General features: G+C 64.9%; 18 protein-coding genes and 2 pseudogenes. 8 read left to right on the top strand and 12 right to left on the bottom strand.

The window, feature by feature from the left end:
• Positions 1-43 precede the first annotated feature (43 nt).
• Both AKN83_RS23075 and AKN83_RS23070 read right to left on the bottom strand, forming a co-directional pair.
• Positions 44-289 (bottom strand): hypothetical protein, encoded by a 246-nt coding sequence (locus AKN83_RS23075; RefSeq protein ID WP_244522093.1) that lies wholly within the window; start codon positions 287-289, stop codon positions 44-46.
• Between the two features lie 281 nt (positions 290-570).
• Positions 571-1,584 (bottom strand): 1-aminocyclopropane-1-carboxylate deaminase, encoded by a 1,014-nt coding sequence (locus tag AKN83_RS23070; protein WP_050401800.1) that lies wholly within the window; start codon positions 1,582-1,584, stop codon positions 571-573.
• 161 nt (positions 1,585-1,745) lie between these two features.
• Here AKN83_RS23070 and AKN83_RS23065 point away from each other — a divergent pair, with 161 nt between their 5' ends.
• The 3 genes and pseudogenes from AKN83_RS23065 to AKN83_RS23055 all read left to right on the top strand — a co-directional run.
• Complete coding sequence (locus tag AKN83_RS23065) at positions 1,746-2,210, top strand: Lrp/AsnC family transcriptional regulator (protein WP_050401799.1); 465 nt, start codon at positions 1,746-1,748, stop codon at positions 2,208-2,210.
• A 172-nt stretch (positions 2,211-2,382) separates the two neighbouring features.
• Positions 2,383-3,543, top strand: coding sequence for a LysM peptidoglycan-binding domain-containing protein (locus AKN83_RS23060; RefSeq protein ID WP_244522058.1), 1,161 nt, complete (start codon positions 2,383-2,385; stop codon positions 3,541-3,543).
• A gap of 64 nt (positions 3,544-3,607) precedes the next feature.
• Positions 3,608-4,414: pseudogene (locus tag AKN83_RS23055) on the top strand (NAD-dependent protein deacetylase); the annotation flags it as partial.
• 192 nt (positions 4,415-4,606) lie between these two features.
• Here the strand turns inward: AKN83_RS23055 and AKN83_RS23050 are convergent.
• The 6 genes from AKN83_RS23050 to AKN83_RS23020 all read right to left on the bottom strand — a co-directional run bounded on the left by AKN83_RS23050 (position 4,607) and on the right by AKN83_RS23020 (position 8,203).
• Positions 4,607-4,903 (bottom strand): hypothetical protein, encoded by a 297-nt coding sequence (locus AKN83_RS23050; RefSeq protein WP_050401796.1) that lies wholly within the window; start codon positions 4,901-4,903, stop codon positions 4,607-4,609.
• On the bottom strand, positions 4,900-5,178 hold the full coding sequence (gene minE, locus AKN83_RS23045; RefSeq protein WP_050401856.1) for a cell division topological specificity factor MinE: 279 nt from the start codon (positions 5,176-5,178) through the stop codon (positions 4,900-4,902). The genes AKN83_RS23050 and minE overlap by 4 nt, the downstream gene beginning before the upstream one ends.
• On the bottom strand, positions 5,178-5,993 hold the full coding sequence (minD, locus tag AKN83_RS23040) for a septum site-determining protein MinD (protein WP_050401795.1): 816 nt from the start codon (positions 5,991-5,993) through the stop codon (positions 5,178-5,180). The genes minE and minD overlap by 1 nt, the downstream gene beginning before the upstream one ends.
• 21 nt (positions 5,994-6,014) lie before the next feature.
• The gene (minC, locus tag AKN83_RS23035) at positions 6,015-6,731 is read right to left on the bottom strand and encodes a septum site-determining protein MinC (protein ID WP_063695476.1); all 717 of its coding nucleotides are present in this window, start codon (positions 6,729-6,731) and stop codon (positions 6,015-6,017) included.
• Positions 6,732-7,208: 477 nt separating this feature from the next.
• A complete protein-coding gene (locus AKN83_RS23025) occupies positions 7,209-7,460 on the bottom strand; it encodes a hypothetical protein (protein WP_050401793.1) in 252 nt (83 codons plus the stop codon).
• The gene (locus AKN83_RS23020) at positions 7,457-8,203 is read right to left on the bottom strand and encodes a TetR/AcrR family transcriptional regulator (protein ID WP_063695475.1); all 747 of its coding nucleotides are present in this window, start codon (positions 8,201-8,203) and stop codon (positions 7,457-7,459) included. Before AKN83_RS23020 ends, AKN83_RS23025 begins: the two co-directional genes overlap by 4 nt.
• Before the next feature lie 154 nt (positions 8,204-8,357).
• Here AKN83_RS23020 and AKN83_RS41760 point away from each other — a divergent pair, with 154 nt between their 5' ends.
• Entirely contained in the window at positions 8,358-8,480 is a 123-nt protein-coding gene (locus tag AKN83_RS41760) for a hypothetical protein (RefSeq protein WP_283807395.1), read from the top strand.
• Positions 8,481-8,527: 47 nt separating this feature from the next.
• Here the strand turns inward: AKN83_RS41760 and AKN83_RS23015 are convergent, their stop codons facing one another.
• Positions 8,528-9,514: a tripartite tricarboxylate transporter substrate-binding protein gene (locus AKN83_RS23015; protein ID WP_083992182.1), complete on the bottom strand. Its 987-nt coding sequence runs from the start codon at positions 9,512-9,514 to the stop codon at positions 8,528-8,530.
• A 290-nt stretch (positions 9,515-9,804) separates the two neighbouring features.
• Here AKN83_RS23015 and AKN83_RS23010 point away from each other — a divergent pair, with 290 nt between their 5' ends.
• The gene (locus AKN83_RS23010; protein ID WP_050401792.1) at positions 9,805-11,463 is read left to right on the top strand and encodes an alkaline phosphatase family protein; all 1,659 of its coding nucleotides are present in this window, start codon (positions 9,805-9,807) and stop codon (positions 11,461-11,463) included.
• Positions 11,464-11,818: 355 nt separating this feature from the next.
• Here AKN83_RS23010 and AKN83_RS23005 read toward each other — a convergent pair whose 3' ends face one another.
• From AKN83_RS23005 to AKN83_RS23000, 3 genes and pseudogenes are all read right to left on the bottom strand, one after another.
• The gene (locus AKN83_RS23005) at positions 11,819-14,083 is read right to left on the bottom strand and encodes a fused MFS/spermidine synthase (protein WP_050401791.1); all 2,265 of its coding nucleotides are present in this window, start codon (positions 14,081-14,083) and stop codon (positions 11,819-11,821) included.
• A gap of 242 nt (positions 14,084-14,325) precedes the next feature.
• Positions 14,326-14,523: pseudogene (locus AKN83_RS38460) on the bottom strand (porin); the annotation flags it as partial.
• Positions 14,524-14,749: 226 nt separating this feature from the next.
• On the bottom strand, positions 14,750-15,772 hold the full coding sequence (locus AKN83_RS23000) for a substrate-binding domain-containing protein (protein ID WP_050401789.1): 1,023 nt from the start codon (positions 15,770-15,772) through the stop codon (positions 14,750-14,752).
• 109 nt (positions 15,773-15,881) lie between these two features.
• Here AKN83_RS23000 and AKN83_RS22995 point away from each other — a divergent pair, with 109 nt between their 5' ends.
• Genes AKN83_RS22995 through AKN83_RS22985 form a run of 3 tightly spaced genes read left to right on the top strand, consistent with a single transcriptional unit; the run spans position 15,882 to position 18,464 of the window.
• Positions 15,882-16,784, top strand: coding sequence for an intradiol ring-cleavage dioxygenase (locus AKN83_RS22995; protein WP_050401788.1), 903 nt, complete (start codon positions 15,882-15,884; stop codon positions 16,782-16,784).
• 8 nt (positions 16,785-16,792) lie between these two features.
• Positions 16,793-17,548, top strand: a complete 756-nt coding sequence (locus tag AKN83_RS22990; protein ID WP_050401854.1) for an SDR family NAD(P)-dependent oxidoreductase — start codon at positions 16,793-16,795, stop codon at positions 17,546-17,548.
• A gap of 10 nt (positions 17,549-17,558) precedes the next feature.
• Entirely contained in the window at positions 17,559-18,464 is a 906-nt protein-coding gene (locus tag AKN83_RS22985; RefSeq protein WP_050401787.1) for a beta-keto acid cleavage family enzyme, read from the top strand.
• Position 18,465 lies beyond the last annotated feature (1 nt).

Here is an 18,465-nt window from a genome sequence, read left to right as displayed (position 1 = left end):
AGATGTCAACCCGGACATATTCCGACCGCCGTGCAAGCTGCGGCTATTGCGGCTCCCGAGCCGAGGATTGCGCCGGCGGATTTGGATCGCTGCGCCAGCACCACGAGGCGAGGGCATGCACGCCGATGCCGATCAGGAAGATGCCGGCACAGAGCTCGACCTCGCTGTTCATCGCCAGCAGGCGAGCGCGCGCCGTATGGCCATGGCTTTGGCAAGCCCAAAACCAATGCCCCACCCCGACGATGCCGACGCCGAGCGCGGCGATGGCCCGGCCGCCCGCATTCATCATCCTCACGCGAAGGTCTCCTGACTCGCCCGGCAAGACGGGAAAATATCGAGCCAAGCTGACGCGGACCTGACGTGGGCCGGGCGTAGCCCGGATGCAGCGAAGCGTAATCCGGGCTGCCGGTCCGTCTTCTCCTTCCCCTGAAAGGGGGAAGGTCGGGATGGGGTCAGCCGCAAGCGACGCCGCGCGCAGAGGCTGCAGATCCCCACCCGCTTTGCTCTGGCGAGCAAAGCGACCTCCCCTTTTCAAGGGGAGGTTTGGAGCAGCGTGACCCGTGCCCTCCCTCAGCCGTTCCTGAACGCGTAGGCGTAGCCGTTGAGCGCCGGAGCGCCGCCGAGATGGGCGTAGAGCACCTTCGAGCCGGCCGGGAAGAAGCCCTTCTGCACCAGATCGATCATGCCCTGCATCGACTTGCCCTCGTAGACGGGGTCGGTGATCATGCCCTCGAGCCGCGCGCTGAGGCGGATCGCCGCCTTGGTCTCCTCCGACGGCACGCCGTAGGCGGGATAGGCGTAGTCCTCGATCAGCACGACGTCATCCTCGACGATGTCGCGGCCGAGTTCGACCAGCTTCGCCGTGTTCTGCGCGATCGACAGCACCTGCGCTTTGGTTTGCGCGGGCGTGAAAGAACCATCGATGCCGATCACGTTGCGCGCGCGCCCGTCGGCCGCGAAGCCGACCAGCATGCCGGCATGGGTCGAGCCGGTCACCGTGCAGACGATGATGTAGTCGAACTTGACGCCGAGCTGGCGCTCCTGCGCGCGCACCTCTTCGGCAAAGCCGACATAGCCGAGCCCGCCATATTTGTGCACGGAGGCGCCCGCCGGGATCGCGTAGGGCTTGCCGCCCGCCGCCTTCACCTCCTCGATCGCCTGCTCCCAGCTCTTGCGGATGCCGATGTCGAAGCCTTCGTCGACTAGGCGAACATCCGCGCCCATCACGCGCGAGAGCAAGATGTTGCCGACGCGGTCATAGACTGCGTCCTCATGCGGCACCCAGCTTTCCTGCACCAGGCGGCACTTCATGCCGATCTTGGCCGCGACGGCCGCAACCATGCGGGTGTGGTTCGACTGCACGCCGCCGATCGAGACCAGCGTGTCGGCGTTGGAGGCGATCGCGTCCGGGATGATGTATTCGAGCTTGCGCAGCTTGTTGCCGCCGAAGGCGAGCCCCGAATTGCAATCCTCGCGCTTGGCATAGAGCTCCACCTTGCCGCCGAGATGCTTCGACAACCGATCGAGCTTCTCGATGGCGGTCGGCCCGAATGTGAGCGGGTAGCGCGCGAACTTCTCCAGCATGCTGGCATCCTCTTTGGTGTCTCTGGAACGCGGTCAGACCTATCACTCCCAGCGCGAAAGGTGCTCTCTAACTCGGGCGCCGTGCTTATCGAAGATTGCCTGATATGACCCAGATGATATCTTTTCTCTCACCAGATTGACCAATCGTGAGAGATTCTTCCATGTCCGCTCGGCTTGACCGCATCGACCTCAAGATGTTGAGATTGCTGCAAAAGAATGGCCGGCTCAGCAACGCCGAGTTGGCCGACCAGGTCGGCGTCAGCCCCGCCACCTGCCATCGCCGGACCCAGGCGCTGTTCGACGAGGGCTTTCTCAGCGGCGTCCGCGCCATGGTGGCGCCGCGCAAGGTCGGCAAGGGCACGCTCGTGATGGTCGGCGTCGTGCTCGACCGCTCTACGCCGGAGAGCTTTGCGAGCTTCGAGCAGGCGGCGGCGAAACTCAAATGCGTGCTCGACTGCCACCTCGTCGCCGGCGACTTCGATTACTTCCTCAAGATCCGGGCCGGCGACATGGAGGATTTCAACCGCATCCACGGCGACCAGCTGATCGCGTTGCCCGGCGTGCGACAGACCCGCACCTTCTTCGTGATGAAGGAGGTGGTGGACAATGCGGCGCTGGAGTTCTGAGGCCGGCGTGAACCATCGCACGGGCCGCTCGCGGTGAACCGCGGGCTGGCCGGGAGAAGTAATCCTTTCATCCGACTTGCTGGACACCGCAAACCGGCGCAATCTCTCCGCCTCCCACAGGCTGCAGAGTCGTGCGCGGATGCGCGGGTAGATTCATCCGGGGATGACAGTCATGAACGTCACGGCGATGCGACTGGCCATACCGTTACTGGCACTTGCGGCCGGCGGCACTGCGGCCCTTATCTTCGGCATCCACCAAACCCAGCAGATCCTGGGCACGAACACGCGCCTGATGGCGACGGCGCCAGTGGCTACCGCGCGAGACCAAGACGCGGCAAGCCAGGACAAGACTGCGCTGACAAAGGCACAGACCGAGACCGCGGCCCTTGCCAACGCGTTGGCAGGACCGTCGCCAATACCGGACGGCAACGCGGTGCCGGAATTCGACGTCGTGAGCATCGAGCCGACCGGTCAGACGGTTGTCGCCGGCCGGGCGCTACCCGGCGCGACGGTGGAATTGCTGCGCAATGGCGAGGTGCACGATCACGCCGTGGCGGACAAGTCCGGCCAGTTCGTGATGGTGCCGCGCCCGCTTCCGCCGGGAAACTACGACCTGACCCTGCGCATCACGCATGACGGCAAGCAGGTGACCTCCAGACAGAGCGTGGCAGTGGCGCTCGAGGCTGCGGCAAGGGAGCGGCCGATGGTGGCGCTGATGGCGCCGGACAAGCCGATCCGCGTGCTGTCGCAACCCGCAGTCACGACGCCGGCGGCCGGGAAGCCGGCCGTCGAGGCCGTCGAGACCGAACCGGGCGGCAAACTCCATGTGAGCGCTCAGGCAACTCCCGGTGCGACCGTCAGGCTCTATCTCAACGACGCCTTGATCACATCCGCGACTGCCGACGCGGCGGGGCACCTCTCGGTCACGATCAACAAGGGCGTAACGACCGGCGATTATCGGATTAGGCTTGACGACGTCGACGCCGGCTCCGGCAAGGTCCGCGCGCGTGCCGAGGTGCCGTTCAACGTTCCGGACACGACGACGACCGCATCGATCCCGGCGCCGGGAGCGTCGTCCGCCCGCGCGGGCGTAGCCGCGCCGCAGCTCGCGGCGACGACATCCGCCGCATCTGAAGCGAGCTCACCCTCCGCGGTGATCGTGCCGAAGATCACCACGGCCACCGTGGTCCGCGGCGACAGTCTGTGGCGAATCAGCCAGCGCGCATTGGGCGCCGGCCAGCGCTACGCCGTGATCTATCGGGCCAACTCGCAGCAGATCCGCAATCCCAATTTGATCTATCCCGGCCAGGTCTTCGTCCTGCCGACTCGTTGAGGCCGGCATCCTGCCGGCGGCGTAGCAGGTCTGGCGCAAGGCTGCGCGCTACACTAGATGTGCTGCCATGCAGCACCCCGCCCTCGAGGATTTCGTCGCCGGCCACCAGCGCCTGTTTGTCCTGACCGGGGCCGGCTGCAGCACCAATTCCGGCATTCCCGACTATCGCGACAGCGACGGCAACTGGAAGCGGACACGGCCAGTCACGATCCAGGCATTCCTGGGTGAGGCGGCGACGCGGCAGCGCTACTGGGCGCGCAGCATGGTCGGCTGGCGGCGGTTCGGCCGGGCAACGCCGAACGGTGCGCATCGCGCACTGGCCAAGCTCGAACAGCAGGGCCGCTGTGAGTTGCTGCTGACCCAGAATGTCGACCGCCTGCACCAGGCGGCGGGCAGCCAGCGCGTGATCGACCTGCACGGCCGGCTCGATGTCGTCCGTTGCCTCGGCTGCGGCGCGACGATGCCGCGCGAGCAATTTCAGGGTGAGCTGGCGCGGCTGAATCCCGCTTGGCTCTTGCTCGACGCCGCTGACGCACCCGACGGCGACGCCGATCTCGAGCACGATTTTTCGTCCTTCGTGGTGCCGGCCTGCGAGGCCTGCGGCGGCGTGCTGAAGCCCGACGTGGTGTTCTTCGGCGAAAACGTTCCGCGCGACACCGTCGCGTCGGCGCAGGCGCATCTCGAGCAGGCCGACGCTCTTCTGATCGTCGGCTCCTCGCTGATGGTCTATTCGGGGTTTCGCTTCGTCCGGATGGCGGAGCAGCTTGGCCTGCCGATCGCCGCGGTCAATCTCGGGCGCACCCGCGCCGACGAGCTGCTCACGCTCAAGGTCGAGGATAGTTGCGAGACGGCGCTGGCGTTTTTGCTGTAGGTCACAGCGGCTTCGGCTCACCTCTCCCCAGCGGGGAGAGGTCGATTTGCGCAGCAAATCGGGTGAGGGGCCGCAGCGCGCATGAGAGGCCGTAGCCCCTCACTCGGCGCTTCGCGCCGATCTCTCCCCATGGGTGAGGTAAAACTTCCGATGCCGTTACGACCGACGTGACTTTGGCGATGCGCACGCCCGCTACGCGCGATGGCGCGGCGACTTGGCCATCGGCATGTTGGCGTTCCAGTGGGTCCAGCTGACGCTGGCGAGGCTGCCGAGGTCGGTTGCCAGCGGGCGACGGGTGCGGCGCTCGTACTCGGCGATGCAGCGGCCGGACTCGCCGATCTTGCGCTGCAGTTCATCGATCGTCATCTGCGTCGCGCGGCCGCAATTGGCCTTGCCGAGCTGATCGACCTCGATCGCCTTCAACGCCGCACGCAGCTTCTTGAGCTGCGCGCGCTGCCAGGCGATGTGACTGTCGCTGTCTGCCGTCATGTGGCCGCCACCATCTTCGATCGTTGCACGCCATTGGGAACCTCGATGTCGACTTCCAGCATCGAGACGAACTTGCCGCGATCCATCTTGACCACGACCTTGTCGGGGTCGACGTCGATATGCTTGGAGACCACGCCCAGGATTTCCGAGCGGAGCATCTCCAGAAGGTCCGGCGTGCCGGTCCGGCCGCGCTCGTGCGACAGCAGGATCTGCAGCCGCTCCCGCGCGACGGGCGCCGATGCAGAGCGGCCGCCAAACAGCCGCATTACGTTCATCATGCCGCCCTCCGTCGCAGCAGCCGGTCCATCAGCCCCTTGCGTTCGACCGGCACGGTCATCTCCACCGCCTCGCCCATCAGGCGCCGCACCGCGTCGGTATAGGCCCGCGCCGGCGCGCTGCTCGCAGCGTTCAGCGTGACCGGGCAGCCGACATTGGAGGCGCGCAGCACGTCCTGGCTTTCCGGGACGATGCCGAGCAGCGGTGTGGCAAGGATTTCCAGGATATCGTCGATCGAGAGCATCTCGCCGCGCGCGGCGCGGCCGGCATCGTAGCGGGTGACCAAAAGATGCTTCTCGACCCGCTCGCCGCGCTCGGCGCGGACCGTCTTGGAGTCCAGCATGCCGATGATGCGGTCGGAATCACGCACCGACGACACTTCCGGATTGGTGACGATGATGGCCTCGTCGGCATAGCGCATCGCGAGCGTCGCGCCGCGTTCGATGCCGGCCGGGCTGTCGCACAGGATCCAGTCGAACTTGGTCTTGAGGTCGGCGATCACGCGCTTGACGCCTTCTTCAGTTAGTGCGTCCTTGTCGCGGGTCTGCGACGCCGGCAGCAGCCAGAGATTTTCCAGCCGCTTGTCGCGGATCAGGGCCTGCGGCAGCTTGGCGACGCCCTGCACGACATTGATGAGGTCGAACACGACCCGCCGTTCCGCGCCCATCACCAAATCGAGGTTACGCAGGCCGACGTCGAAATCGATGACGACGACGTTCTGGCCCATTTGCGCGAGCGCTGCGCCGAGCGCAGCGGTTGAGGTCGTCTTGCCGACCCCGCCCTTCCCAGACGTCACGACCAATACCTTGGCCATTCTCTCTCTCCTTGTGGTCGATCAGTTCAAAGCTGTGATGCGCAGCATCTCGCCCTCGAGCCACGCCTGGGCGGGCCGGTTGCGCAAGCTGTCGGCGATTTCATCTGCGGTCTGGTAGTAGCCGTCGATGGCGAGCAGTTCGGCCTCGATCCTCTGGCAGAAGATCCGCGCCGACGAATTGCCGTTGATGCCGGCCATCGCGCGGCCGCGCAGCGTGCCGTAGATATGGATCGAGCCACCGGCGACGATCTCGGCACCGGAGCCGACCGAGCCGAGCACGGTGACGTCGCCCTCGGCAAACACGATCGACTGGCCGGAGCGGACCGGGCTCTCCAGCAGCAGCGACGGCAGCTTGGTCTTGTCCTTGTCCTTGGTTTTTTCCTGCGCCGGCGGCGTCTTCGGCTCGACATGGGTGATCGCGCAGGCGCGGCCGCCGGTCAGGAGCGGCGGCAAATTAGCGCCGAGCTTCTCCTCCTCGACGCCCTCGATGCCGAGGATGCGGATGTTGCGTTCAGCGAGGCTGCCGACCAGATGCGCGATCGCGGCCTGGCTGAGGTCGACCGCCGAGAGGTCGAGCACGATAGGCTTGCCGGTGAAGAAGCCCGGCGACTTCGCCAATGTCGCGTCGATCTCGGCGAGCCAGGACACGACCGGCACGACGGGCGTGAAGACGAACGCAACATAGGAACGGCCGCGCATGCGGACCTGCTGACGTGCCACCTGTGGAGTTGCGTCCATCGCCTCTGACTCGGTTGTCTTGTCGAATGGTTAACAATCGGACCGCATGGTTAATCAAAGGTTAACGGACGTCGGGGTTTTCACTGATTTGGGACGGGTGGCCGTTTGGCAACGGTCTGGTGGAGATGGGGGAAGGCCGGGGCGACGAGACCCGGTTTTTGAGCTGGATCAAATTTCAGCAAACCTGATCGCTTATCCTTCCGGCGCATTCGCGGGGTCACGTCATGTCCAAATCCAGCTGGACCGAGATTTTGCGGTGTCCGAAGTGCCGGCGCACGGGCTGCGCCGAGCTTGCCGAGATAGCCCCGTTTCGCAATCGGATCTTGCGCGTTTCGGAGAATTTCGAAATTCTCACCGACGAGCGCGGCAGCGACTTTCAGTGCAGGAACTGCCGGGTGCCGGCCATGCCGTAACGGACGGCCGGCTCGCACTGCGCCGTCGTATCGACGACGCAGGCTTTTCGAGACCGGGCGCGAATTAACGCCGAGCCGACGGTGCACGCTCGGCCTGCACCGATGCATCGAACACCGCGCGGCAGGACGGACTGAGCTGCTCGACTTGCGCCGCCATGCAATCCCTGATGCGGCCGCGATCCGGAATGTAGGCGCCGCACAGGCGGACCGCATCACCCATGCAGGCCTGACGCTGCATCGATTCGTTCGGTCCGGACTGGGCCATGGCGGGCACGACGGTTGCAGCGAGAAGCACGAGGGCAAGACGAAGTTTCATGGATCACTCTCTGGATGGCAGGTTGAAGTGTCGGTCGTGACGGTTGTCACGACAGCGGCGCGGCCGTTGCCGGCAGCGGGTTCGGCGCCGGCTTGCGACGGCGGCAGGTGCAGAAGCGTTGCGATCGTGGTGTCGAGCAGCTTGGTCCACGCGGACGCGGGATCGATCTCGGGCGCGAACCGGCCGAGCAGCATCGGAAATGACGGCGGCTGGTTGAGCGCCGCGTTGAGCAGCGCGAAGAACAGCGCCGGATGGCTACTGCGGATGATGCCGGCCGCGATGCCGGCCTGAAACAGCTCGCGCGCGCTCTCATAGGCCGGGCGCAACAGCTTTTCCGTCACCAGCGTCGAGCGCTCGGGCGCCTCCGCGCCATGGCGCACCACGAAATTCCGGACCTGCGGATGCGCGGCGTAAAACGTGGCGACGCGGACGATGAGATCACGCAGGCGATCGCCCAGCGGTCTGTTGGCGTCGACGGCGATCGCGTGCACCTCGGCCATTACGGGCATCGCAAGCGCGACGATGCGGTCGACGCAGGCCTCCCACAGCGCAGCCTTGTTGCCGAAATGAACGCGCACGAGATTCGGCGCGACGCCCGCCGCCGCGGCGACGCTGCGCAGGTCGGCACCGTCGAAGCCCTGGGCCGCGAAGGCCTCGGTCGCCGCGATCAGCAGCGCCTGGCGGCCGTCGGGCATGTCTTTGCTGCGGCGTCCCTTGGGCCGGGAGGCGGGCAGCGCGGCCATTGTCTTCGTTCCAACCATCGTTCACTAGAATATGTTCAAACGAACATATAATTCGGCATGGCTGCTTTTCAAGAGCGGGCAACGACCTGAAAGCCCATCAATTTCATATAGATAGTCCGAATGACGCGAACGTGAGGAGCACTCGCTCTAAGAAATGCCTGCGTCAATCGACGCCGGCTTCGCGCAACCGAGCTATCCGAAATGGAGCGGCTCAGCTCGTCACGTCGGCAGCCAGGTCTTCTCGATCTGCTTCACGACGCTGTCGGGCATGGGATGACCATCGATCGCGATGCATCCAGGCTTGATGCAACGTTGCAGCCGAACCTATTCCGCCTTGATGTTGGCCGACTTGACGATCGGCCACCATTTGTCGACTTCGGCGGCCTGATGCTCGCGCAACGCAACGGGGGTCTGTCTGTCCGGGGACGGGATCTCCTGGCCGAGCTCGGCGAAGCGTTGCCGGACGACGGGCTCGGCGAGCGCTGCCATCACCGCCTTCGACAGAACAGACACGATATCGGCCGGCGTGCCCTTCGGCGCCCAGATGCCGTGCCAGTACGCAATATAGAGACCCGGCAGTCCGGCTTCGTCGACCGTCGCAATCTCCGCGGCCGAGGCGAGCCGCGACGATGCGGTCACAGCATACGCCTTCACGGTTCCGCTCTTCACCTGCGGCAGCGAGTTGGAGGCCTGGTCGAACATGATGTCGATATGCCCGGCCATCAGATCGTTCAGCGCAGGACCGGCGCCGCGATAGGGCACGAAGGAGAAGTTCGTGTTCGTCAGCTGCTGGAAGAACACGCCTGCGACATGCGCCCCCGAACCCGGACCGGCGGTGCCGGCGGTGGCCTTGTCGGCATTGGTCTTGAGCCAGGCAATCAGCTCTTTCAGATTCTTCGCCGGCAGATCGGGCCGACCGATGATCAGCTGCGGCCCGCTCGCGATCAGCGCGATCGGTGCGAATTCGCGCACGTCATATTGCAGCTGATAGATCGCGCCATTGAGGCAATGCGTGCCCCAATGCCCGATCGTGATCGTGGTGCCATCAGGCGCTGCGCGCGAGGCGCGCAGGCCCGCGACCGTGCCGGAGGCGCCCGTGACATTCTCGATGATCACGGGATGGCCGAGCGTATCGCGCATGTATTCGGCGAGGATCCGCGCGAGCACGTCGGTTGGTCCGCCAGCGGCGAACGGCACGATCATGGTGACCGGGCGCGCGATGGTTTCGGCGAACGCGCCGGGCGATGCCAGCGGCAGCGTCGCCGCGCCGAGCGCGAGTTGCAGGAATGGCCTGCGAGAAAGGCTGGGCATGTGCGTTCCCCCTCATGCTCTCATAGAGCCGGCAGTGTCGCGCGGTCCAGCGCAAGACGTCAGAGACGCGATGTCCGTGCTTGAACGGCAGGAGCTTGCCGTTGCGCGGTGGCGCCCCGCCGGCGCGTAGCTCGAACTGGGTAATTCCAACGATCCTCGGATGGCGGTCAGCCCCGACCACGGGTCATCGAACTCGCAAGAAAGCGTCATCCCGTCGTCAATTGACCGCGACAAGTTGTCGCTGCCAGAGCAGGCGAATCCAAGCTGGCCAGAATTGGAGGGGCGAACTCATGAGTGGTTTTCGTGACTATTTCTTATCGACCGCCGCGATCGCGTCGGCCGTGCTGGCTTGCAACGTCGCAGTTGCGCATGCGGATGACGACAATGATCACTCGCAGCACCGTGGCTACAAGCATGTGCTGCTGATCAGCGTCGACGGCATGCACGCCGTCGATTTGAAGCGTTGGGTGGAAAGCCGCCCCGGCGGCAACTTCGCCCAGCTCACCGGAAAGGGCGTCGTCTATCCGAACGCCTACACCACCGCGCCATCCGACAGCTTTCCCGGCATGCTCGCGCAAGTCACGGGCGCCACGCCGAAGGGGGGCGGCCTGTTCTACGACGACAGCTATGACCGCACCGAATATCCGGCCAAGGCGTTCTATACCAGCCAGGGTCTTAGCGACCCCGGTTGCGTGGGCCCGGCGGGGACCGAGCTCACCAATTTCGAAGCGCTCGACAAGACCTACAACTACTCCAGCGGGCTGGTCGCCGATTACACCGCCGGCGGCACGCTTGGCCAAGTCTACACCCAGCTCGATCCGGATCACATGCAGCGCAAGCTGGTGAACGGCCAGTGCGTGCCGGTCTATCCCCACGAATACGTGCGCACCAACACGGTCTTCGAAGTCATCAAGGAAGCCGGGATGCGCACGGCTTGGTCCGACAAGCATCCGGCCTATGAGGATCTCGCCGGCCCGTCGGGCAAGGGCCTCGACGAGCTGTTCACGCCGGAAATCAATTCGCAGGACACCATCGACGCCGGCGCCCAGCCCGGCGACGACTATACCACGAGCTATACCGGCGTCCGCTCCTACGACTCGCTGAAAGTGAAGGCGGTGCTGAACTGGATCGACGGTTATGACGGCTCGCGAACCCAGCGTCAGGCAGTGCCCGCGATTTTCGGCATGAACTTCCAGGCGGTCAGCGTCGGCCAGAAGCTTGCCAAGGCCGGCCATGCCGACACCGACAAGTCGCTGGTCGGCGGTTATGCCGACGGCAAGGCGACACCCGGCAACGCGCTCACGCTGCAGTTCCAGTTCGTCGACGATGCGCTCGGCAAGTTCGTCAACGAGCTCAAGGCGCAGAACCTCTACGATTCGACGCTGATCATCGTCAGCGCCAAGCACGGCCAGTCGCCGATCGACGTCAAGGACCGCGTGGCGATCTCCGACGCGCTGTACAGCAAGGCGCCCGGCTTCGGCACCAACGGCTTCGAGATTTGCGACGACGAAGCGCTGGTCTGGTTGTCGCCGGAGCTGCAGCAGGCGACCAATCCGGCGACCGGTCATCCCTATTATGCAGACGCCAAGGCCTACATTCTCGCCCACGCCGCCGACCTGCATATCCAGAAGCTGCTCGACCGCGACGAACTGACCAGGCTCTACGAAGATCCGTTCCACAACAGCCGGGTGCCTGACTTCATCGCCATCACCGATCATGGCGTGATCTGCACCGGCGGCAGCAAGCTCGCCGAGCATGGCGGCTTCTCCAACGACGATCGCAACGTGCTGCTGCTGGTCTCTTCGCCGCGCATCAAGCATGCGCGGGTCGTCGAGGAGACGACCTTCACCACCCAGATCGCGCCGACCATCCTCCATGCGCTCGACCTCAATCCGCGCAGCCTGCAGGCGGTTCGTGACGAAGACGTCGAGCCCCTGAAGCTGAAATAAAGCGCAGCGGGACAACGCACCGAAGGGCCTACTGATCGGCGCCCCGGGCACGGGGCGCCGATATCTTTGCGATGCCTCGAGAGGCGAGCTTCTACGCCTGGAAGCAGGCCGCGGCCGTCAGCTTGAACGGCGCCGGATTGAGGAGCTGCGGAAACTGGAATTGATAGCTCGCATTGACCCGGCTGCCGCACGCCGCGGCCACGGGCTGCTGGTCGGCAATGCGCGGTATTGAGGCTGGCGCACCGCCCCGTGACCGCGACCGCGACCGCGACCGCGTGCTGCATTCCCACCTGTGTCCACATCAACTGACACCGAACAGGAACGCGAAGAACAGCGGCGCAACTTCAGCGCGCGCTCAGGAGCCGAACTTCGCCCGCAGCATGGGACCAAGGAGATTCGAGTAGTCGTCCGTCCAGAGCGCGCTGGCCGGGTCCGGCGGCATGGCGGACCAATGCCGTACCGCCTCGCCTGCATCCTCGGGCGTGCGCGCAAGCATCACCACCCGGGACGCGCTCCTCAGCGTGGTCATGACGTCTCCGGCGGGATGCCCTTCCTTGAAGAGCGCGATCAATCCCTGGGAGCGCGCGACATTCGCCATGATCGGCGCCAGATCGAGATGGCGGTTGGAGATGTGCACGAGAATGACCCCGTGCGGCGTCAGCTTCGACACATAGCCGGCTATCGCCTCACGCGTCAGCAGGTGAACAGGAATGCTATCGGACGAGAAGGCGTCCAGGACGATCAGATTGTAGCGATCGGGTGAGGCCTGCAGTGTGAGACGAGCATCGCCGAGCGCCAGCCTGGCCTCCGGCGCGCAGCGCGACAGGAACGTGAAGAAGGTCGGATTGCTCGCGATCCGGATCACCTCGGGATCGATCTCGAAGAACGTCCAGTTCTCCGCGCCGCGACGCAGGCAGGCGAGTGTGCCGGTGCCGAGACCGACGACCGCAACCCGTCCGAAGCCAGTCTGGGCGCCGCGTGCCGCCGCAACCCCTTCGGCCAGCGGGCTGCCCGGATAGTAGTAGCTCTGAGGCTGCGGCGCTCCCTCGACTGGCGTACCGTCGTCGTTCCGCAACCGCTCTGCGCCATGCACCGTGTTGCCGTGGTACAGCAGCCGTGCGCGGCCGTCCGCGAGGTCGACCACCGTATGGACCCCGAAGAAGCTGCGTGCGGTCTCGATCGGGGCCATGCCCGGTCGCCAGAACGTCGTCAGCATCAGGCCGGTGATCGCCAGTCCGGCGAATGGTACCGGCCGCTGGCGCAAAAAGATCATGCAGGCCGCCAGCAGGACCAATAGGGTCCTGAACGGCAGTTCGAAGGAGGCCGGGAGCTGCAACTGGGTCACGTACCAGACCATGGCAAGCGCCATCGCCGCCGCCAGCCATGGCGACGCCTTGATCAGCGTCTGGCGCGCGCCGCCTGCGAACATGCCGGGCAGCGCCAGCAATGCGAGCGCGATCAGGATCGGATATTCGTAGTTGCCGGAAAAGATCTGCGGCGCCAGCAGTCCCGCGAAGGCGCCGCCCAGCACCCCGCCGAACGAGGTGCACAGGAAGAATTCCGTCAGCCGTTGCGGGTGCGGACGCCGGGCATAGAGCTCGCCATGGCAGAGCAACGTCAACAGCGTGAACACGACGAGATGGAGCACGATGGTCGTGAGCCAGAACACCTTGGCGCCGACCAGGCTGATCGCAAGGGGGGCCGCGGCGAACGGAACGAGACGCACCACGGTCGCGTGGCTGATCCACGGCCGGTCACGGAACACGACGACGAAGGTGAACAAATAGAGCGCCAGCGGAATGACCCACAGAAAGGGCGCTGCCGCGACGTCGGTCGTCAGATGCGCGGTCACCGCAACGACGAGCCCCGATGGAATCGCCGCGAGCGCGATCCACTGCAGCCTGTCAGCCACGCTGATGACCGATGTCTCTGGCGCCGCCGTCGCCGTTGCGGCGCCATTGCCACGTCCGAGCACGAAGGCAACCGCCATGACGAGCAGCGCGAGGCCCGCAAAGCCGAACGACCAGATGCTCGCCTGCATATTCAGCGCAAGGAGTGGCTCGACAACGACGGGATAGGCAAACAGGGCCGTGAACGAGCCGAGATTCGACGCGGCATAGAGCACATAGGGATTGCCGGCCTCGCGATGGCCGCTGCGGGCGAACCAGCTCTGCAGCAGCGGTGCGCTGGCCGACAATGCGAAGAACGGCAGGCCGATTGACGCCGCGAACAGCCCGAACAGCCAGAGTGCGGTTCCATCGGCGGGCGGCGCACCCCAATCCGGCGCGATCGCGATCGGCAAGGTCATGGCCGTGACGGCAAGCAGGAGCAGATGGACGAGCCCCGCGCGCTGCGGCCCGAACAACCGGCCGAGCAGATGTGCATAGGCATACCCGACAAGCAGGACGGCCTGGAAGAACACCATCGCCACCGACCAGACCGAAGACGCGCCACCGAGCTTCGGCAGCACCATCTTGGCGAACATCGGCTGGATCAGGAACAGCAGCAGCGCGGATACAAACAGCGTCGCCACGCTGAGGACCGGCAGCAGGCGCGTATCATCGGCAGAACACGATACCTCTGGAAGCGTCGGTTCCGGCGCGTTCTCAAAAAGTGACATCCGTTGCCCCCTGCAATCCCTGCTTGCAAGGTAGATTAGCTGCGCCTAAGCAAGCGTTAATCGGACTTCAGGAAGCGTGGATCGGCGGCCCAGCAAGCGCCCAAAATCGCGTGGAATGGCAAAGCAATCGCCGGTGTTGGGCACCTTAAAGCGCCCAACATTTATGACCCGGCGATCAAGATTCCTGGTGCACCAACAAGCCGTTGGCGAGGAGCTGTCGCCGGTGTTGCCATCACCAAGTATCAAGGGCCTTCCCAATTGCGCCGGGCACCCAGCATCAAGACCAGGCTATTCTGATCCCTGAGCTCGTAGAGGCCGGCCGGCTTTGCGACGTCGGATTGCGCCGGCAGGGTCACCGTGCTTCCGCTCGCGTACTTTTGGTCGAGCATCACGCAACCGAGGTCCGCAGCGAACGTCAGGTTCTTGACCGGAGTCCAGCGGTGCGCTGCCAAGACTGCGCGCGGTCTCTTTCCGTAGAGCCGGCCTCACAGCAGCCACGACGTCCGGCGCTGCCAGGTCGAGGACAATCAAAGCCCATCCGCCAGCGAGTTCGCACCAGTACCGTAGAGAATACGAAATCGTGCAAATGGCGGAGAGAGTGGCAGTCAATCCCCATTGAAAGATAAAGGATATTCAACCTTCCCGAATCAAAACCCACGGATCGAGCTACCGCCAGAACATGGAATTCCCGGTCGATCCTCGAACAACGAGCTCCGGACGAAGTATGACGTGCCGGATCTCGGGAGATCCACCCTTGAGCTGCTCTGCAAGCATCCTGGCAGCGATCCGCCCCATCTCCCGATGTGCGATCCGCACTGTCGTGAGCGGCGGCGAGACAACGTCCATCAGCGGCATGTCGTTGTGACCAACGAGTGAGATGTCCTCCGGACACCGCAGACCTCGCTGCTTGAGCGCGTCGAGAACGCCGAGGGCCAGAAGGTCATTCGCGGCTACGATTGCCGTGACATCGCGTGTCGCGGCAAGCAGATGAATTGCTGCCTGCTCGCCAGCTTCACGGGTATAGCCGATCGCCTCGCGCACGACCCCGCGCAATCCATGATGGGACATCGCACGTTCGAAGCCGTCGCGCCGCAGCGCACCGGTCGATGTCGATAAAGGACCGGCGACGTGCGCGATGTGCCGGTGTCCGAGGCCGATGAGATGGTCGACCGCAAGACGCATTCCCATGTCGTCGTCCGAAACAACCGAGGAGACTCGATCGCGCGCTTCGGATCTGTTGACCAGGATCACCGGGAGACCGCGCTGGATGCAGAAGCCGACGAGCTCATCGTCCTGCGAAACGGTTGCGAGGATCAGGCCGTCGACCCGCTGGCTGAGCAGTCGCTCGACGAAGGCGATCTGCTGCGACGACGCATTGCCGGCATCGGCGACGATAGGCGCGTAACCTTCGGCAGACAGAACCTCCGTGATGCCGCCGAGGATCGGCGCGAAGACCGGGTTGGCGATATCGGGCAGCAGCACGCCGATCAGATCGGACCGGCCCAGGCGCAGATTGGCCGCGAGACGGTTGGGCTGATAGTCGAGCGCCGCGGCCTGAGCCACGATCCTTTTGGCGACGTCGTCGGCGACGAGGTGCCGCTTCTTCGGATCGAGCGCGCGCGACACGGTGGACGGATGAACACCGGTTGCGTCAGCGATCTGCTTGATTGTGGTGGTAGGCCGATTCACGCAGCAATTCCCATCATTTAGGCGAGTCACGACGTCATGATACGTGACCGCTTGACATTATGCAATCGATTGCAATATGGACTGCAATCGATTGCAATGGGGTGGATATATGTCCAGCGGCATCATCGAAAGAGTTGAGGACGTCACGCCGAGCGTGTTGCGGGCGATGAGCGGGACCGACAACGCCCGGCTCCGGACGGTGCTGGAAGCACTCGTCAAGCACCTGCACGCCTTCGCACGCGAGGTGAAGCTCACCGAGGCGGAGTACGATCTCGGCATCGATTTCCTCAACCGGATCGGACAGGCCACCCACGACAGCCACAACGAAGGAATTCTCTTTGCGGACGCGGTCGGCTTCTCCACGCTGGTTTGCCTGCTGAACAACGGCAACGCCGGCGCGACCGAATCCGCTGCGGCGCTGCTGGGTCCATTCTGGCGCGCCAACTCGCCCAGGACGGAGAACGGAGGCTCGATCGTTCGCTCCGCGACAGCAGGACCCGAACTGTTCGTGAGCTGCGAGGTGGTGGACGTCGCCGGAAAACCCGTCGCCGACGCCGAGATCGACGTCTGGCAATCCTCACCCGTCGGTCTCTACGAGAACCAGGACGACACGCAGGCGGACATGAACCTGCGCGGCAAGTTCACAACCGATGCCGCGGGACGCTTTTCCTTCCGATCGGTCAAGCCTGCCGGTTATCCCGTGCCCACCGACGGCCCCGTCGGCGACATGCTGAGAGCCCAGAACCGGCATCCTTACCGGCCTGCACACATCCATTTCCTCGGCTTCAAGCCCGGCCACAAGACGCTCGTCACGCAGATCTTCGTTGACGACGACGAGCACCTCGAAAGCGACGTCGTGTTCGGCGTGACGCGCGCACTGATTGGCGATTATCGCCGGCATGACGACGGCGAGCCGCCCGCTGCCGGCGTTCGTGCGCCCTGGTACACGCTGAACTACCGGTTCGTCATGGAAGCCGGCGAAGCGATTCTCCCCAAACCACCGATCAAGTGAGCAAGACCATGAATCAGTCCATGGACGGCAAGGTCGTCCTCGTCGTTGGCGGCGCCGGCAGCATCGGCGCCGTCTCCGCCCGAAAATTTGCCGAGCTTGGCGCCCGCATCGCGATCAGTCATCGCGATGTTCCGGAGGAGGCCGCGGCAGCCGCGAAGGTGATCCAATCCCTGCCCGGAGAAGGCCACGCGGCGCTGGTCGCCGACGTGTCGCGGACCGATACGTTGACGGCGCTGCGCGGCGAGATCGAGCGACGCTTCGGCCGCCTCGACGTCCTGGTCAACGCTGCGGGATTTACCAAGCCGGTGCCTCACGCCGATCTCGAGGCACTGGACGACGATCTCATCGACCGGATGTTTGCGGTCAATTGGCGCGGACAGTTCGCGACCATCCGCACGTTCGCCCCGCTCCTGAAAGCATCGGGCAACGGCCTGATCGTCTCGATCTCGTCGATTGCAGGCAGCAATGGCATCGGCTCGTCGATCGCCTACTGCGCCGCCAAGGCCGGCATCGACGTCATGACCAAATCGCTGGCCCGCGTGCTTGCACCGGAGGTGAGAGTACTCGCGGTCGCCCCCGGCGTGGTCGACACCAGCTTCGTTGCCGGACGCGGCGCCGACTTCAACGCGAAGACCGCTGCGACGACGCCGCTGAAGCGGATCGCGACGTCGGATGACATCGCCTCGGCGATCCTCGCCTGTGCCACGCAACTCGGCTTCGCCACCGGAACGACCTTCGTGGTCGACGGCGGCCGCTCACTCTGAGGGACACACCATGCGATCTCCACCCGACAAGGTCATCATCACCTGCGCGGTGACGGGCAATCTGACGACGCCCGAGCAGACGCCGCACCTGCCGATCACGCCCCAGCAGATCGCCGAGGCCTGCCTCGGCGCTGCGGACGCCGGCGCCGCCATCGTCCACATCCATGTGCGCGATCCCCTGACCGGTCGCCCATCGATGCTGCTCGACCACTACGCGGATGTCGTGCAGCGCATCCGCGTCCGCAATCCCGAACTGATCCTCAACATCACGACGGGGCCCGGCGGTCGCTTCGTGCCGTCGAAGGACGACCCGAAGGTCGCGGCCGAAGGCACGACCTTGATGATGCCGGAGAAGCGGGTCGAGCACATTGCCGTGTTGCGGCCCGACATCTGCACCCTCGACCTCAACACCATGAATTCGGGTCGCGAGGTGGTGATCAACACGCCGCCCAACGTGCGACGCATGGCGAAGGTGATCGCTGACGCCGGCGTCAAGCCGGAGATCGAGCTGTTCGATTCGGGTGATATTGCGCTGATGCGTGATCTGCTCGCCGACGGCACGCTGAAGGGGCCGGTGCTGTGCTCCTTCGTGATGGGCGTGCGCTACGGCTTCCAGCCGGCTCCGGAAACCGTGCTCTACGCGCGGGACCTGCTGCCGCAGGATGCGGAGTTCACCGCGATCGGAATCGGCAAGGCCGCCTTCACCACGGTCGCGCAATCCTATCTCGCCGGCGGTCACGTCCGGGTCGGGCTCGAGGACGCGGTCTATCTGTCTCGCGGACGGTTCGCGACATCCAACGCGGAGATGGTCGTCAAGGCACGCCGCATCGTCGAGGACCTCGGCGGTGAGATCGCGACGATCGAGGAGGCACGACGCATCGTCGGTCTGCCGCATCCGTCCCAGCGTGCGGCCTAGG

Origin of the sequence: Bradyrhizobium embrapense (assembly GCF_001189235.2) — a bacterium.
GTDB classification, from domain to species: domain Bacteria; phylum Pseudomonadota; class Alphaproteobacteria; order Rhizobiales; family Xanthobacteraceae; genus Bradyrhizobium; species Bradyrhizobium embrapense.
Note: the sequence above shows the minus strand (reverse complement) of the source record. Positions and strands in the feature narration are given on the sequence as shown.